The organism is Bacillus sp. FJAT-27251 (assembly GCF_001273925.1).
Taxonomy (GTDB): domain Bacteria; phylum Bacillota; class Bacilli; order Bacillales; family Cytobacillaceae; genus Mesobacillus_B.
Genome location: NZ_LIGG01000001.1, coordinates 4,035,313 through 4,051,079, shown reverse-complemented (window position 1 = coordinate 4,051,079; position 15,767 = coordinate 4,035,313). Strand labels below are relative to the sequence as shown.

Genomic DNA, 15,767 nt, shown 5'->3' with positions numbered 1-15,767 from the left:
GCTCTCAGTGCCCGTTTTCAAAGCAAATCATTGATTTTGCGCACTGACAGCCGCCTTCCCAAAATCCTATAAAAAACAAACCGGCCTTCCTCCAAGGACAGGCCGGTTTACAGTTTTACCTTAAAAACCAAAGCCGTTCGCGCACAGTTTTTTTCTTGCTTTTATCGGTTTCTACAGCTTTGGTCAGTGCTTTGTTCACGTCGATCAGTCCGTTCCCGAACTGAATGTCCTTGCCGCTTTTGCCGACGTCGATTGCGGTATCCTGGATGATGCTCATGATTTCCTTGCTGCCAAGCTTAGGATTGGCGGATTTGACCAGCCCGGCAAGTCCGGCGACGTGTGGCGCGGCCATGGAAGTCCCGGATAATTGAGCATACTGGTTTTGAAAATACGTGCTTGGAATGTAGACGCCTGGCGCAGTAACATTAATATAATCGCCATAGTTTGAAAACTCGGCAAGATTGCCGTCAAAGCTGATTGCGGATACACTTAGCACTTCAGGATAGGCCGCTGGGTACGAAGGCTGCCTGGAATTGTCATTTCCGGCTGCGGACACCATGACCACATCATGGTCGTAGGCATAGCGGACCGCCCTTTGCAGGATGTTGGATTCCTGGTAATTTCCCAGGCTCAGGTTGATCACATCGGCACCATTATCGACGGCCCAGATAATCCCTTTGGCAATATCAAAAGTGGTGCCATAACCTTTGGCGCCCATTGCTTTTACTGGCATGATCTTATTGTACCAGGTAACCCCGGCGGTGCCTTGATGGTTGTTTGTTTCCGAAGCGATGATGCCTGCCACATGGGTGCCGTGGCCATTATCATCATCAGGTTCATCGTTGTCATTCATTACGTTATAGCCGTCCACAAGGCGGTTTTTCAGATCAGGATGATCAAGGTCGACCCCCGTATCAATGACGGCAATGATGATGTCTTCATCTCCCCTGGAGATCCCCCAGCCGTCTTCCGTGCCGATTGCTGGCAGATTCCATTGGTATTTCTCCAGGTAAAGCTGGTCGTTTGGCATGTTCCTGCCAACCGGCCCCACATCGTTCTGCATGAGGATGTAATGAGGCTCCGCAAACTCTACCTGATCATTTTTTTGAAAAAAAGCCAGCATTTCAGGCGTTTCCATCGTGGTGGAGCGGAACAGGAAGGTCAATCCATCCTGCTTGACGACCCATCCGCTGATATCCTTCGTCAGTTTGTCAAGCTGCTCGCCAGAAGGCATTACCTTAAATTGCACGGCAGCTTCATGGTCATAGTAATGGCTGGTATCCTTATTGTTATGGTGTAAATGGGTGACTTCATTCTGGTTATCCAGCTTGGTTTTTAAATAATGGCCGCGCTCAATATTATTCACTTGCATAAACTGGCCAGGGCGGTTCCCGCCATAAGGAAGGATGATTCCCTCGCTTTCCACATCATGCAGCTTGACACCCTGCCTTTGCGGCGCAGCCTGCTGCCTTTGTTCACGATGGCGGTTCCATACCGTGCTGGATACAAGCATCAGCAGCAAGGCCGAGACGGCGATAAGCAATATGGTTCTTCTTTTTCTCAAAAAAGGGACACCTCCGTTAAATTCCTGTTATCCTTAGAGTGCGGCGGAGCAGGTAAAATTAGTTGCGGGAATGTCTGGAACGAAAGGAAAAACACCGGGCGTTTCCACTGTCCTATTAAAGGCGGAAATATGACAATGATTCCCCGGCGCAGGAAATCAATTTGCCAAATCACCAGAAATCGCTACAATAAAGCATATAAGTTTATAAAAAATATGGTAAAATTAATCAAGAACAAACGTTCCTCTCCTGTTCGGCCTTGTAAAGAGACCCAATCAGGAATAGGAATTTCAAACATTGACACTATACAAAGAACAGTCAATGTTGGCTTCAATGCAGGAAAGGAGTTTTTTTGTGGCTAAGAACCAGCAAGCATTTGAATACAACGATGATGCCATACAGGTACTGGAGGGGCTCGAAGCTGTAAGGAAGCGCCCGGGAATGTATATCGGCAGCACGGATACGAAAGGGCTTCACCATCTCGTCTATGAAATTGTGGACAACTCGGTGGACGAAGCCTTGGGGGGATACGGAAACCATATCATCGTGAAGATTCACAAGGACAATTCCATTTCCGTCCAGGACAAAGGCCGGGGGATGCCAACGGGAATGCACCGGCTCGGAAAACCGACACCCGAAGTGATTCTGACTGTGCTCCATGCCGGCGGGAAATTCGGCCAGGGCGGCTATAAAACAAGCGGCGGCCTGCACGGTGTAGGGGCTTCCGTCGTCAACGCGCTTTCCGAGAAGCTGACGGTGACCATCAAGCGGGATGGTTTTGTTTATGAACAGACTTTCGTTAACGGCGGCAAGCCGGTGACAACACTTGAGAAAATCGGAAAGACAAACCAGACAGGGACAACGATCCACTTCAAACCAGATCCCGAAATCTTTTCAACCCTCACCTATAATTACGACACTCTATGCGAACGCCTTCGCGAATCCGCATTCCTGCTTAAAGGGTTAAAAATTGAAATCATCGATGAACGCCATGACGCGAGGGAAATCTTCCACTATGACACAGGGATTCAGGCATTTGTGGAATACCTCAATGAGGAAAAGGACGTCTTGCATCCGGTAGTCAGCTTTGAAGGCGAAAATACCGGCATCGAAGTGGAATTTGCGTTCCAGTTTAACGATGGCTATTCGGAGAATGTGCTTAGCTTTGTCAATAATGTGCGCACGAAAGATGGCGGCACACACGAGGTCGGATTCCGGACAGCGATGACAAGAGCGTTCAACGACTATGCCCGCAAGGCAGGCCTTTTAAAAGAAAAAGATAAAAACCTTGATGGAGCGGATATCCGTGAAGGTCTGTCGGCCATCATTTCCGTCCGGATCCCTGAGGAGATGCTCCAGTTTGAAGGACAGACAAAAGGGAAGCTTGGGACGAGTGAAGCCAGGTCGGCGGTGGATGCGGTTGTATCAGCCAATCTGTCGTATTTCCTTGAGGAGAACCCGGATTCCAGTTCGCTCCTGATCAAAAAGGCCATCAAAGCCTACCAGGCACGGGAAGCGGCGCGAAAAGCCAGGGAAGACGCCCGCAGCGGCAAAAAACGGAAAAAATCCGAAGCGATGCTGTCCGGCAAGCTGACCCCGGCGCAAAGCAAAAACCCGGCCCGAAATGAAATATACCTGGTCGAGGGCGATTCTGCAGGCGGTTCGGCCAAGCAGGGCCGCGACCGGAAATTCCAGGCGGTTCTGCCGCTCCGCGGTAAGGTCGTCAATACGGAAAAAGCCAAGCTGCAGGATATCTTCAAAAACGAGGAAATCAATACGATCATCCATGCCATCGGCGCGGGCGTCGGAGCTGACTTCAATGTGGAAGATGCCAATTATGACAAAGTGGTCATCATGACCGATGCCGATACCGATGGAGCGCATATCCAGGTATTGCTGCTGACCTTCTTTTACCGCTATATGAAGCCGCTGATCGAAGCAGGGAAGGTGTTTATCGCCCTTCCGCCGCTCTACAAGGTCAGCAAGGGCAGCGGCAAAAAAGAAGTGATCGAATATGCATGGAGCGATGAAGAGCTTCAAGGGGCGATCAAGAAGGTTGGAAAAGGATACATCATCCAGCGCTATAAGGGGCTTGGTGAAATGAACGCCGACCAGCTTTGGGATACGACCATGAATCCTGAGACCAGGACATTGATCCGGGTCCGGATCGATGATGCCGCACGGGCGGAACGCCGTGTGACCACGCTGATGGGCGACAAGGTGGAACCGCGCCGCAAATGGATTGAATCCAATGTAGCCTTCAGCCTTGAGGAAGGCGATACCATTCTTGAAAATGAAAACATTACCGTGGCTGAGGAGGTTACAGAAGCATGAGCTCAGTAGAGAAATTTCGTGACCTGCCTCTTGAGGAAGTCCTCGGCGACCGTTTTGGGCGCTACAGCAAATACATTATCCAGGAGCGCGCACTGCCTGATGCCCGCGACGGCCTGAAGCCGGTGCAGCGGCGGATTTTATACGCGATGCATGTGGAAGGAAATACGCATGACAAAGGCTTCCGCAAGTCGGCAAAAACAGTCGGGAACGTAATCGGTAACTATCATCCGCATGGAGATTCGTCCGTTTACGAAGCGATGGTGCGGATGAGCCAGGACTGGAAGCTTCGCCAGCTGCTTGTCGAAATGCATGGGAACAACGGAAGCATTGACGGCGACCCTCCGGCAGCGATGCGTTATACAGAGGCAAGGATTTCCGCCATCGCTTCCGAGCTTTTGCGGGATATCGACAAGAAGACCGTCGAGCTCATTCCCAATTTCGATGATACTTCTATGGAGCCGACTGTGCTGCCGGCGATGTTCCCGAATCTTCTGGTGAATGGTTCCACAGGGATTTCCGCCGGGTATGCGACAGATATTCCGCCCCATTCCCTCGGGGAGGTCATTGACGGGGTCATCATGCGCATGGACAAACCGGATTGCACGGTGAAAGACCTGATGACCGTGATCAAGGGCCCTGATTTCCCGACCGGGGGAATCATCCAGGGAGTCGACGGCATTGCAAAAGCCTATGAAACCGGCAAAGGAAAAATCATTGTCCGCGGAAAAACCGAAATTGAAACCATCCGCGGGGGACGCCAGCAGATTGTCATAACGGAAATTCCGTTCGAGGTTAATAAAGCCAATCTGGTTAAGCGCATGGATGAACTGCGGCTCGACCGCAAAGTGGAAGGCATCGCCGAAGTGCGTGATGAGACAGACCGAACCGGCCTTAGGATTGTCATCGAATTGAAGAAGGAAGCCGATGCGGAAGGCGTTCTGAATTATTTTTACAAGAACACCGACCTCCAGGTTCCTTATAACTTCAATATGGTGGCCATCCATAATAAGCGGCCGATGCTGATGGGCATTTCTGCGATGCTCGATGCCTACATCGACCACCAGAAGGATGTTGTCACAAAGCGTTCGGAGTTCGATCTGAAAAAGGCGAGGGAGCGCCAGCATATCGTCGAGGGGCTGATCAAGGCCCTGTCGATTCTGGACCAGGTGATTGCCACCATTCGGGCTTCCAAGGACAAGCGGGATGCCAAAAACAACCTGATTACGGAGTTTGAGTTCACGGAAGCCCAGTCGGAAGCCATCGTCTCTTTGCAGCTTTACCGGTTGACCAATACCGATGTGACGGCATTAAGATCCGAGCAGGAAGAGCTGGCGAAAAAAATCGCCGAGCTATCGGCCATCCTGGAAAGTGAAAAGAAATTGATAGCGGTGATTAAGAAAGAGCTAAAGGATGTCAAAAAGCGGTTTGCCGATGAGCGCCGGACGAACATCCAGGCAGAGATCGAAGAAATCAAAATCAATCTTGACGTGCTTATTGCCAGCGAAGACGTGATTGTGACGATAACAAAGGACGGCTATATCAAGCGCACAAGCCAGCGGTCCTTTGCTGCCTCCAACGGCCAGGATCTTGCCATGAAGGACACCGACAGGCTCCTTGCCCAGCTGGATATGAACACAAAAGATGTTCTCTTGCTGTTCACGAACAAAGGCAGTTACATGTATCTTCCGGTCCATGAGCTCCCGGACATCCGCTGGAAAGATCTTGGCCAGCATATCGCGAACATCGTCCCGCTGGACAGAAGTGAAAACATCATCAGGGCCATCCCGGTCAGCGGCTTTGAACAGAATTTGTTCCTTCTGTTCGTAACCCGTAACGGCATGGTTAAGAAAACGGAATTGAAGCAATACCAGGCGACACGCTATTCGAAAACATTGACGGCCATCAACCTGAAGGGCGAAGATGAGGTGGTCGACATCCACCTGACTGACGGAAACGCGAGCCTGTTCCTGGCGACCCGCTTTGGCTACGCGCTCTGGTTTGCGGAAGAGGAAGTCAGCCCGATTGGCATCAGGGCAGCCGGGGTAAAAGGAATCAACCTGAAGGAAGGTGATTTCGTCATTGCCGGCAAGCTCGTGGAAGACGAGAAGGAGCAGTCTGTCATCCTTGTGACCCAGCGCGGCGCCGTCAAAAAGATGAAACTCTCAGAATTCGAGAAGAGTTCCAGGGCAAAGCGGGGAGTGGTCATGCTCCGCGAATTGAAGGCCAAGCCGCATAAAGTGGCAGGAATGCAGGTTGCCAGAGGCGGAGATATGATCTTCCTGTTATCAGAAAAACAAAAGCTCGCCACGATTGCACCTGCTTCCATCAATTACAGCGACCGCTACTCGAACGGCTCTTTCATCCTTGACGAGAATGAAAGCGGCAAGGTAATGGAAGTTTGGAAAACTGAACCGTCAAGGGAATGATATCAATCATAAATTGGACCTCTGCTATTTGTATTAGCAGAGGTTTCATTTTTAAAGGACTGGGAATATTTAAACGATTAAAGTGCAGGTGGCATGTTTGTATTACACGACCATGATATAGGATGCCAATTTCCTGCCATTGTCGTTCAGGCGGCAATCTGGTACATTAAAACTTGTGCAGGGAAAGTGCTTACAAAAAAAGTGGGAAAAGGAGTTTTGCAATGGAGTTATTCAATAGCATCATTAACTTTTTTAATGACCTTCTGTGGTCATATGTGTTAATTGCCGTTCTGGTATTGACCGGTCTTTATTTTTCTTTTAGAACGAAATTTGTCCAGTTTACATACTTTTTTGAAATGTTCCGTGTTATTGCCGAAAAATCAACAGTCTCTGCAGCTGGGAAAAGAGGGCGTTCTTCTTTCCAGGCATTCACCATTTCGGCTGCTTCCCGTGTGGGAACAGGAAACCTTGCAGGGGTGGCGACAGCGATCGCAGCAGGCGGACCGGGAGCGGTTTTCTGGATGTGGCTGATTGCCTTCATTGGCGCAGGCTCCAGTTTTGTCGAGAGCACACTGGCGCAGATTTACAAGGTTAAGGACAAGGACGAGTACCGCGGAGGTCCTGCCTATTATATGGAAAAAGGCCTGAACAAGAGATGGATGGGGATTCTGTTTGCCGTTATCATCACATTCTGCTTCGGACTTGTGTTCAACTCCGTCCAGTCCAATACGATTTCGCTGGCAGTCCATGAGGCATACGGCATTGAACGCTTTTGGGTTGGAATTGTCCTTGCAGTCCTGACTGCAGCTGTCATTTTTGGCGGCGTTAAGCGTGTCGCGCATGTTTCCCAGGTGATTGTGCCAATCATGGCGGTTCTTTACCTGATTCTGGCCTTATATATCGTTATCACCAATTTCACCGAGGTGCCCGCGATGATCGGCTTGATTGTGAGCAGTGCTTTTGGCCTCCAGGAAGCGGCCGGCGGAGCAATGGGTGCGGCTGTACTATGGGGAATTAAGCGCGGATTGTTCTCCAATGAAGCCGGTATGGGTAGTGCGCCAAATGCGGCGGCCACAGCTGCTGTTTCCCACCCTGCGAAACAGGGTCTGATCCAGACGCTGGGTGTGTTCGTGGATACGATTTTGATTTGTTCCGCTACGGCGTTCATCATTATTCTTTCAGGTGTGTACACGGATCCGGATTTGAACGGAATCCAGCTTACACAGGCAGCTTTAAGCACCCATGTTGGTGCATGGGCGCCATCGTTTATTTCCGTGGCGATTTTCCTGTTTGCCTTTTCTTCAATCATCGGAAATTACTATTATGGAGAAACCAATATTGAGTTTATTAAACAAAGCAAACCAGCGATGCTCGTATACCGGTTAGCCGTTGTCGGCATGGTGATGTTTGGAGCGCTTGTGGACCTGGCGGTTGTATGGAACCTTGCCGATTTGTTCATGGGAATCATGGCGCTGATCAACCTGGTTGCGATTACCCTGCTTGTCAATATTGCACTGGCTGCCCTGAAGGATTATACAGCACAGCGCAAGCAAGGCAAGGACCCGGTATTTTTTGCTGACAGCATTCCTGGCCTAAAAGGAATCGAGTCCTGGGAAAACCGGCCGCAAGAAAAGAAAAATTCCTGATGCATTAACCCCCTGATCATGAATCAGGGGGTTTTTCACTATTGCTATCATACAATGGGAATACAAGCATGCTTTATTAAGTACTGGTCTGCATATTCCTTCCAGTTATGGGCATCTTAAGTGGTACTGGGTATGTTAGGAGGGAGCCATACTTGAAGAAGAAATTACTGATTCCATTCGGGCTGATTTTCGCTCTTTCGTTATCAGCCATTACAGGTGCCTACGCAACGGATGATAAGAAGGAAAAAAAGACGCCGGCATACAAAACAATCAAGCATAAACAGGATGTTACCGGTGATGGCAAGGCAGACTATGTTACGCTAAACGGCAAACCTTATGAAGAAGATCCTCATTTTTTAAAAGAAATCCTGCTAAAGGTGAAAACCTCCGAAGGCAAAAAATTCAACATAAAATTTGAAGGCGGCCAACAACCAAAAGTCGTAATTGGAGACGTGAACGGCGATTCGGTGAAAGACATTCTTATCAGTGCTAAAACAGGTAAAGACAGCGACACATCCCACTATCATTTGTACTCCTTTAAAAATGGCATTGAAACCGACTTGGGAGTTCCGGATCCTTTGATGGTCAGCAGTCAGTTCCAGGAAGATTACCAGGCATTTTTAAAAATTGAAAACAGTAACGAATCCTATTCCTTTGACCTGTCCTCCCGAAAAAGAGAATACAATACGCTAGGGCTGTACCAAAATGGAAAACTGAACGAGCCCATGGAATTGCAGGTTATGCCCTACAGCTCGCTGAAACCGGTGATCCTCGAAGGCGGAAGGAAGGGGCTTAGAGGTGTACAAAGATTCTGCGGGGCGGGGAGCGAGGATACCATTGGTTATATCCATTCAGTCTGGTTCGATGATAATGGCGAATGGACACTCGCCGGCACTGAAGTGAAACTAGTAAAAGAAGACAAGTAGGCGGATGTCACAAAAAGAGGACGATAGCATAGGATATGGTAAGAATAGTCAGCATTGCCTGGGAAGGAGAATTCTTACCATGACTGAATTTAACCCTGAAAAACTCCATGTGACCTTTGAGCCTCCCACAACCAGTTTTAGTCCAATACAGGGGAGAAAATATACATTGACTCACAGCGATGAAACGGGTGAACTATTTCTAGCTGTTGGAAAAAGGTATGATCTTGATGCGACTGATCAAAAACTGCGGGATGAAGTCCTGGCTGAATGGAAGACCAGAAATGGGGAATATGTGCTGATGGGGAAGGTTCATATCAGCACAGGTGAATTTGATGAAAAGCTGGCCAAAATCCGCTACATGATTTTCAAAAAGGAAATGAACTTGGCCCTCACCGGCATGGTCTATGGCGACCGTGAGTTTTATGTCCACAACCCCTGGCTGCTGGACAGTCCCATCCTCGTCCATTTCGAATCCGTTTTCCCGGAATTCAATGAAGTCCTGTACTTTGGAACACCAAGATACTACCTGGCATCAGCCACCGCCAAGAGAGTGACTACGAGAACACAGGTGTAGGAAGGGTATTTAGCCGGGGTAATCCGAGCAACGGAAGATGTTGCTCGGTTATTTTTGTTTGGAGGGCGCAATCGGACAGGTGAATTTTAAAATAAGCGGAGAAATTTCCGTTATATCCAGAATGAGGCTCGTTTCTGTTTAAATAACGGTAGGTTTTCCGGTTATGCCAAGAAAAGTCTCCTGTTTTTACATTTTTTAGATCAATAGGCGGAAACATTCCGTCTATTTACGCCTTTTTTAAGAAGAAATATGGAATAAGCGAATAATTTCCGTCTATGTCCACCTCCAAAGATAAAAAAATTTCTAATAAGCGAAGTTTTTCCGGCTATTTATCAGCCACGGTGCTTAGCCATGTCCACTAACCGGGAATTGTGCTCCTAGTCCGGGGAAATAGCTGCTTTTATCGAAAATGCGTTGAATCCAGGAAGGATTCACGCATTTTTATGTGGAATTTTTACATAGATAAAGATTGATTATGGGGGTTGGATGATGGCTGAGGAAAAAATTGTGATTGGGGCAGGGACGAAGCATCCGCTGGATGGTATGCTGACCATGCCTGATGACCGGAATGGACTGCTTCCTGCTGTTGTATTGGTTCAGGGCTCTGGGGCCAGCAATATGGATGAACAGATTGGGGAGAACCGACCTTTCAAGGACATTGCCGAAGGGCTGTCGCGGAAAGGGATTGCCGCCGTACGGTATGACAAAAGAACTTTTGTGTACGGAAAGCAAATGAAAGACGATCCTGGTTTGTCGGTAAAGGAAGAAACCGTTGACGATGCGATTTTGGCTGCTGAATTTTTGCGGAATGATGCAAGAATAGATAAAAACCGGATTTTTATCATTGGGCATAGTCAGGGTGGCATGCTTGCCCCGAGAATTGATGCGGAAGGAGGGGACTTCGCCGGCCTGATTATCATGGCAGGCTCTCCGCGCAAATTGGAAGAAATCATGATGCACCAAAATCACATGCTGTTAAACTCCCTGAATAGGTTTTTAGGTTTCATTGTAAAAAAACAGATAGCCGGATTAGCATCCAAGCTGGAAAATATATATGATCTAAGTGATGAAGAAGCAAAGTCTGCCAAAGTGATTGGCAAATACATGCGGGCCTACTATTTTAAAGAAATGGGTGAATATCCAACAGTCCAATATCTCCGTGAATTGGATAAGCCGGTGTTGATTTTGCAGGGGGAAAAGGATGTGCAATCTTCCCTGGAAAAAGATTTTGGTGGATACAAGGAAATCCTGGGTGGAAAAAGCAATGTGACATTCAAGAGCTACCCCAATCTGAATCATTTGTTCATGCCTGCCATATACGGGGACCTCATGAAAATAAAGAAAGAATACAAGGTACCACAGCATGTCGACCAACAGGTTATTAAGGACATTTCCGACTGGATCCTCTCTGTTCATGATGAGTAGAATCCTATAAAAATTTAACCTATTCATTTGATATAAAAAGGGCACAATAGTAGTAATTAAAACTTTGGAGCCCAAATTATGCACATAGTATTTAATGCATTATTCCTTTTGGCAGCTATTAAATGGGGGGATTGGAAAAGGTGGAAGGTTTATTATCCGACCATCTTGTTCCTTATTAGTGTTGATTCGATTAAGAACTTCCTGCTCTATAAGCATATGATGTGGACATATCAGGAAGTGTTCTTTGGAAAAGCCTTATTGCAAAACCATACGTTTATTAACCTTATGATCATGGCGATTGTATATCCGGCGACAATTTTGATTTATCTTGGCCGCTTCCCGAAAGGAAGGTGGAAACAAACACTTTGGGTATCACTGTGGATATTTCTGTACTGGCTAATTGAATATATCAATTTGAGGTTTCTGAACCTAATAAATCATCATAATGGCTGGAATATGTGGTGGTCATTATTGTTCCTTGCAGTTATGTTTCCGATGCTTAGGATTCACCACAAAAATCCTCTTTTGGCATGGGGGTTGTCTGTCCTATTTACTGTATTTTTGTGGAATGTGTTTCAGGTTCCGATTAAAATATTAAAATGACACTTGGATTGAAGCAACAATAGTGATAATGGAAGGGCGGTTGATCCAGGAGGATGTACGGCCCTTTATTTGTCCTGTTATTTTACAATAAAATGATTATAATCCCATATTTTACAAACCATAATAGCGAGGTGATACCATGTCAATATTGGAATTCAGTGAAATTATTCTCCGGTCATTCGCTGCATTTACGATTTTATTTATTGCGGCAAGGATTTTAGGAAAGCAGACTATCTCGCAAATGACCATATTTGATTTTATTGCAGCCATCACCTTGGGCGGAATAACCGCCAACTTGGCATCAAATACTAAAATACCTATTCACCACCCAGTGATTGGTTTCTCGACCTTCGTTCTGATCATATTTACTATGGCCATTATTTCCTTGCGAAACAAAAAGGGGCGCAAATTATTTGCGGGTGACCCGACTGTTGTCATTGAAAATGGAAAAATACTCGAATCCAATATGAAAAAAATGCGTTATACCCTGGATTATTTAAACCAGCAATTAAGGCAGAAGGATGTGTTTGATATTGGGACAATTCAATTTGCCCTGGTTGAAACGAATGGTAACCTTAGTGTGTTAAAGAAACCAGAATATAGGACGCCCATTAATAAAGACTTTTCTATTCATTCAGGCGCGCAAGAAAGACTCCCCATTGAATTGATTATGGATGGAACTATTATCAATAAGAATTTAGCGGAAAATAACCTTTCGCATAAATGGTTATACTCGGAATTGAATAAGCGCAAGGTTCAACCCAAGGAGGTTGTATATGCTGTCCTGGCTCCAAATAATAAAGTGTATCTGGACACCTACAGGGACAACATCGATTCCCCGGTTGACATAGAATAAAAACTAAACAACAAAAGGACGTGCACACCAAATGGAGGTATTTCCGGTAATCCATACAAATTTTTGGGATGCGATCATTGCAGTGCCAGTGATAATGGTAATAACTCAAGCAATTAAGATAGGTTTGAAAATACCAAAGAAGTTTGTCCCTCTAGTGGCCTTATTTCTTGGCCTGTGCATTTCAATCTTTATTAGCCATCGCCATCACCTATTTGCTGGTTTTTTTATGGGCTGGTTCTATGGATACGCAGCTATAGGAAATTATGCGGCACTGAAAACGTCCATTAAAGCCTACAGAGGTGGAGAGTAGGTTGCGTACGGTCATTATTTATAGGGTGGAATTACAAATGCGGATAGCCAATAGGGGGGCAAGATAGGCACATTTAGGCACAGTCTTACATATAGTATGAAAAATAGTGTATAGAAAGGTGTCCGAATATGACTTCTTGTGTGGTCAATGTATATTACTTGAAGATCAATAGCATTTCCGGGAATGGCTCGATCACGATTGGAGAAGCTTCTCATAATAGTCCTACGTCCAACAGCAAACTACAGGGAACCAATTCGTCATTTGGTGATTATTCAGCATCGGATGCAATGATGGAAAACCTTTTAAATGACCCTGATATTATGGATCAGTCCGGTCTTGGAACCGTAGATGCTACTAACATCCTCAAAGAAGGATCGCCAGTAGTGCCACTATAGAAATTAAAGGAGTATTTTTATGCCATACCAAATCAATATTTTCAATATAAAGGTAAATGGAGCAAATCAGAATGGCAATATCGATATCGGGCCAACCGTACAAAACAGTCATACGGCGAATAGCAAGTTTATAGGGGCGAACTTTTCTTTAGGGGATTTTTCACCGCCTACATCCTTGCAGAACTCAGGGAATTTGGATACTGATGTTAGCGACCAGGATCAGATTTTGAACCCGTCCATGCCGATCGCCAATCAAATTTAAGGGAGAGCCAGGATGGATAAAGAAAAAATCAAAAAATGGCTGGAGATTACCAATCAAGGCGGCAAGAATGAGTTCTGGACCCATGTTCTAAGGAGTAAGCATCCAGAAGCATTTATTGATCCCCAGGAAGAAACTCCAGCCTTTAATGTCTATCAGGATGGTCAATATAATTATATAATTGTTGAAATACCGGGAGTGCTGGCAGAGAACCTTTTTCTTAAATTACTGTCTAACAAACAATTGCGAATCTCCGGTAAGAGAACCCCATACCTTCCGGAAGAACTGGAATTAAAAAGAGAAAGTCTTTACGGTGATTTTGAACGGATTATCGAACTGCCGGAAGAAACATCTCCCCATTTACTCACCATTCAAATGCATATGGGCTTATTGTACATCTCTTATCCTCGCTCCGAGGCATCGGTCGTCACAATACCAGGTTATTGAAACGGATAATAGCATCTCAAGGACTTTAAGAAAAGAACCTGCTGAATTTCAGCAGGTTCAAGTCATTGGTCCCCCTCCATCTCCTCCTGAGCCTGGTGGAATCAGAAAGACATCTTTCTTAGCCCTTTCACTCTCCGCCATCGCATGCTCCGTGTTATCATTTCCTTCGGCGGGATGGCCCATTGTCCTTTTGCGGTCCAGATAGAGAACGAAGGGGATAAGGATAAACAATGGTGTCAGAATTACGAGCCAAATCATTAAAACGCCTCCCTTGATTGGATTCAATCCATAATGGTAGCGGTGTGCATGCTTATTTAAATGCTAAATGTATTTATTTCCTTGTTATGTCATTATAAAGCAAAAAAAGACCGAAAAGTCGGTCTTTTTCAATATTTATAGGTATTTTTTTAATGTATCCTGAAGGGTGCCTTTTGTTTCTGCATCTTTTTCGAACCGGATTCCAGAGTGCACCATTTTTCTTACCAGTTCTGGACGAAGGCCGGTTAGAATGGTTTTACAGCCCATCATAGAAACTCCAGCCAGGATCTTCTCAAAATAATCGATTACGTCCGTTTCCATTGTCGCAACGCCTGAGAGGTCGATAACCAGAGTTTGAATTCTAATTTTGGCAATTTCGTTCAACACTTTTTCCTCGATGATTTTAATCCTGTAGGAGTCGATAGCGCCGATAAGAGGCAAAACAGAAACCGTTTCTCTCACTGGAATGATTGGAACCGATAAATGTTCTACCATTTCCCGCTGCTTAAGCAGCATTTCGTCTTTATACTTAGAATAGCTTAGGAAGAAGCTGTTAAGAAATTGGTCAATCTGGCTATTGATTCTTTCTTCCAGTTCGTATAACTCCGAACGGCTTTGGGTAAGGTCTTTTTCATGGTCAAGATTACTGATGATCCTCCACAATGTCCTTCTGATTGCCTGGACCCATTCCAATTTTAAGGAAAGCGTCAAGGAATGCCCAGCCCAGGCGATACCTTCCTGTTCAGCAAAAGCGACCAAATCTTCATGTTGGCGGTCGACAATGTAGTATATTAATTTTCGGGCATTCTGTAATAAATCAATGTTCCCCATTTCCAGAATGTGTTTAATTTTACCTGAAACATTGACAGCTTCAGATAGCAAACCATTTTCAAACTGTACTCCATTCTCTTTGATGTATAGTTTGAGTTCCTCCGCTAAGAAATCGTTTGTTTTCATTTCTTTCTCCCCCTGTTAATACTCCGATAAGTAGAACAATGTCTTAATTATACCCGCCGATGGGAAATTAAAACCTTTTTAAACAAAAATTGATGGCTGCATGAATTGAACGCAATCATTTTCCGCTTTATAATAAAGAAAATTATATAAGGAAGGATTAATCATGTCCAAACATAGAATTTATACAATGAGTTTCGCAAGCGTCTACCCCCATTATGTTGCCAAGGCCGAAAAAAAGGGGCGTACGAAAGCAGAAGTCGATAAAATCATCACCTGGCTGACAGGCTATAGCGAGGAAGAGTTAGCAGCACAGCTGGAAAAGCAGACAAACTTTGAAACCTTCTTAGCGGAAGCTCCCCGACTGAATCCTTCACGGGCTTTGATTAAAGGTGTGATTTGCGGCGTCCGGGTGGAGGACATTGAAGAACCAACGATGCAGGAAATCCGCTATTTGGATAAGCTGATTGATGAATTAGCAAAGGGAAAAGCGATGGAGAAGATTTTGCGGACATAATGGAAATAGAACAATCAGAAAGCCACCCGTATTTGACGAAGCTTATGATCGAGTCTTAACTTCAGATGTGAAATACCGGTTTGTAATTGATATTAGCATGATGTAAGGTGGTAAGTTCGGAAGGTAAGGTGTCCCAGGTTTGGGGGACACCTTATTTAATTGTCAATTTCAAACACATTGATTTTACTATTTTTATAGGATATCTTATTACAATCCCTTATGCTTTCCAGGAATGAAAATAAGCGATTGGAAACAGGATTATTTATTTGGTTCCA

At 45.7% G+C, this 15,767-nt stretch carries 16 protein-coding genes and 1 pseudogene; 14 read left to right on the top strand and 3 right to left on the bottom strand.

Annotated elements, in window-relative coordinates:
- Positions 1 to 115 precede the first annotated feature (115 nt).
- Positions 116 to 1,564 carry a S8 family peptidase gene (locus ADU22_RS19070; protein ID WP_231687915.1) on the bottom strand — a complete coding sequence of 483 codons (1,449 nt, stop codon included), beginning with the start codon at positions 1,562 to 1,564 and terminating at the stop codon, positions 116 to 118.
- Positions 1,565 to 1,916: 352 nt separating this feature from the next.
- Between ADU22_RS19070 and parE the strand changes: the two genes are divergently transcribed.
- From parE to ADU22_RS19010, 12 genes are all read left to right on the top strand, one after another.
- Positions 1,917 to 3,896: a DNA topoisomerase IV subunit B gene (gene parE / locus ADU22_RS19065; RefSeq protein ID WP_053364667.1), complete on the top strand. Its 1,980-nt coding sequence runs from the start codon at positions 1,917 to 1,919 to the stop codon at positions 3,894 to 3,896.
- The gene (parC, locus tag ADU22_RS19060; protein WP_053363577.1) at positions 3,893 to 6,322 is read left to right on the top strand and encodes a DNA topoisomerase IV subunit A; all 2,430 of its coding nucleotides are present in this window, start codon (positions 3,893 to 3,895) and stop codon (positions 6,320 to 6,322) included. Before parE ends, parC begins: the two co-directional genes overlap by 4 nt.
- Before the next feature lie 221 nt (positions 6,323 to 6,543).
- Entirely contained in the window at positions 6,544 to 7,968 is a 1,425-nt protein-coding gene (locus ADU22_RS19055) for an alanine/glycine:cation symporter family protein (protein ID WP_053363576.1), read from the top strand.
- Positions 7,969 to 8,120: 152 nt separating this feature from the next.
- Positions 8,121 to 8,894 carry a YybI family spore inner coat protein gene (locus ADU22_RS19050; protein ID WP_053363575.1) on the top strand — a complete coding sequence of 258 codons (774 nt, stop codon included), beginning with the start codon at positions 8,121 to 8,123 and terminating at the stop codon, positions 8,892 to 8,894.
- Positions 8,895 to 8,973: 79 nt separating this feature from the next.
- Positions 8,974 to 9,468, top strand: coding sequence for a staygreen family protein (locus ADU22_RS19045; RefSeq protein WP_053363574.1), 495 nt, complete (start codon positions 8,974 to 8,976; stop codon positions 9,466 to 9,468).
- Between the two features lie 489 nt (positions 9,469 to 9,957).
- Entirely contained in the window at positions 9,958 to 10,893 is a 936-nt protein-coding gene (locus tag ADU22_RS19040) for an alpha/beta hydrolase family protein (RefSeq protein WP_053363573.1), read from the top strand.
- Positions 10,894 to 10,971: 78 nt separating this feature from the next.
- The gene (locus tag ADU22_RS19035; RefSeq protein WP_053363572.1) at positions 10,972 to 11,496 is read left to right on the top strand and encodes a CBO0543 family protein; all 525 of its coding nucleotides are present in this window, start codon (positions 10,972 to 10,974) and stop codon (positions 11,494 to 11,496) included.
- A 139-nt stretch (positions 11,497 to 11,635) separates the two neighbouring features.
- Positions 11,636 to 12,352 carry a DUF421 domain-containing protein gene (locus ADU22_RS19030; RefSeq protein WP_502688750.1) on the top strand — a complete coding sequence of 239 codons (717 nt, stop codon included), beginning with the start codon at positions 11,636 to 11,638 and terminating at the stop codon, positions 12,350 to 12,352.
- A gap of 31 nt (positions 12,353 to 12,383) precedes the next feature.
- The gene (locus tag ADU22_RS19025) at positions 12,384 to 12,662 is read left to right on the top strand and encodes a hypothetical protein (protein WP_053363571.1); all 279 of its coding nucleotides are present in this window, start codon (positions 12,384 to 12,386) and stop codon (positions 12,660 to 12,662) included.
- Positions 12,663 to 12,790: 128 nt separating this feature from the next.
- Positions 12,791 to 13,057, top strand: a complete 267-nt coding sequence (locus ADU22_RS19020) for a spore germination protein (protein ID WP_053363570.1) — start codon at positions 12,791 to 12,793, stop codon at positions 13,055 to 13,057.
- Between the two features lie 19 nt (positions 13,058 to 13,076).
- Positions 13,077 to 13,319 carry a spore germination protein gene (locus ADU22_RS19015; protein WP_053363569.1) on the top strand — a complete coding sequence of 81 codons (243 nt, stop codon included), beginning with the start codon at positions 13,077 to 13,079 and terminating at the stop codon, positions 13,317 to 13,319.
- Positions 13,320 to 13,331: 12 nt separating this feature from the next.
- Complete coding sequence (locus tag ADU22_RS19010) at positions 13,332 to 13,763, top strand: Hsp20/alpha crystallin family protein (RefSeq protein ID WP_053363568.1); 432 nt, start codon at positions 13,332 to 13,334, stop codon at positions 13,761 to 13,763.
- A 57-nt stretch (positions 13,764 to 13,820) separates the two neighbouring features.
- On the opposite strand, the gene ADU22_RS19005 is transcribed toward ADU22_RS19010, so the two are convergent.
- A complete protein-coding gene (locus tag ADU22_RS19005; protein ID WP_053363567.1) occupies positions 13,821 to 14,021 on the bottom strand; it encodes a hypothetical protein in 201 nt (66 codons plus the stop codon).
- 135 nt (positions 14,022 to 14,156) lie between these two features.
- Positions 14,157 to 14,978, bottom strand: a complete 822-nt coding sequence (locus ADU22_RS19000; protein ID WP_053363566.1) for an STAS domain-containing protein — start codon at positions 14,976 to 14,978, stop codon at positions 14,157 to 14,159.
- A 163-nt stretch (positions 14,979 to 15,141) separates the two neighbouring features.
- On the opposite strand from ADU22_RS19000, the gene ADU22_RS18995 reads away from it, so the two are divergent.
- Together ADU22_RS18995 and ADU22_RS25565 are read left to right on the top strand one after the other, a co-directional pair.
- Positions 15,142 to 15,492 carry a DUF2200 domain-containing protein gene (locus ADU22_RS18995; RefSeq protein ID WP_053363565.1) on the top strand — a complete coding sequence of 117 codons (351 nt, stop codon included), beginning with the start codon at positions 15,142 to 15,144 and terminating at the stop codon, positions 15,490 to 15,492.
- A 34-nt stretch (positions 15,493 to 15,526) separates the two neighbouring features.
- Positions 15,527 to 15,598 (top strand): annotated as a pseudogene (locus ADU22_RS25565) (NADP-dependent alcohol dehydrogenase); the annotation flags it as partial.
- Positions 15,599 to 15,767 lie beyond the last annotated feature (169 nt).

What these genes read in the sequence shown, in the direction of transcription:
- parC (WP_053363577.1), top strand. Translation starts at nt 3,893, where the DNA reads ATGAGCTCAGTAGAGAAATTTCGTGACCTGCCTCTTGAGGAAGTCCTC.
- ADU22_RS19055 (WP_053363576.1), top strand. Translation starts at nt 6,544, where the DNA reads ATGGAGTTATTCAATAGCATCATTAACTTTTTTAATGACCTTCTGTGG.
- ADU22_RS19045 (WP_053363574.1), top strand. Translation starts at nt 8,974, where the DNA reads ATGACTGAATTTAACCCTGAAAAACTCCATGTGACCTTTGAGCCTCCC.
- ADU22_RS19040 (WP_053363573.1), top strand. Translation starts at nt 9,958, where the DNA reads ATGGCTGAGGAAAAAATTGTGATTGGGGCAGGGACGAAGCATCCGCTG.
- ADU22_RS19035 (WP_053363572.1), top strand. Translation starts at nt 10,972, where the DNA reads ATGCACATAGTATTTAATGCATTATTCCTTTTGGCAGCTATTAAATGG.
- ADU22_RS19030 (WP_502688750.1), top strand. Translation starts at nt 11,636, where the DNA reads ATGTCAATATTGGAATTCAGTGAAATTATTCTCCGGTCATTCGCTGCA.
- ADU22_RS19025 (WP_053363571.1), top strand. Translation starts at nt 12,384, where the DNA reads ATGGAGGTATTTCCGGTAATCCATACAAATTTTTGGGATGCGATCATT.
- ADU22_RS19020 (WP_053363570.1), top strand. Translation starts at nt 12,791, where the DNA reads ATGACTTCTTGTGTGGTCAATGTATATTACTTGAAGATCAATAGCATT.
- ADU22_RS19015 (WP_053363569.1), top strand. Translation starts at nt 13,077, where the DNA reads ATGCCATACCAAATCAATATTTTCAATATAAAGGTAAATGGAGCAAAT.
- ADU22_RS19010 (WP_053363568.1), top strand. Translation starts at nt 13,332, where the DNA reads ATGGATAAAGAAAAAATCAAAAAATGGCTGGAGATTACCAATCAAGGC.
- ADU22_RS19005 (WP_053363567.1), bottom strand. Translation starts at nt 14,021, where the DNA reads ATGATTTGGCTCGTAATTCTGACACCATTGTTTATCCTTATCCCCTTC.
- ADU22_RS19000 (WP_053363566.1), bottom strand. Translation starts at nt 14,978, where the DNA reads ATGAAAACAAACGATTTCTTAGCGGAGGAACTCAAACTATACATCAAA.
- ADU22_RS18995 (WP_053363565.1), top strand. Translation starts at nt 15,142, where the DNA reads ATGTCCAAACATAGAATTTATACAATGAGTTTCGCAAGCGTCTACCCC.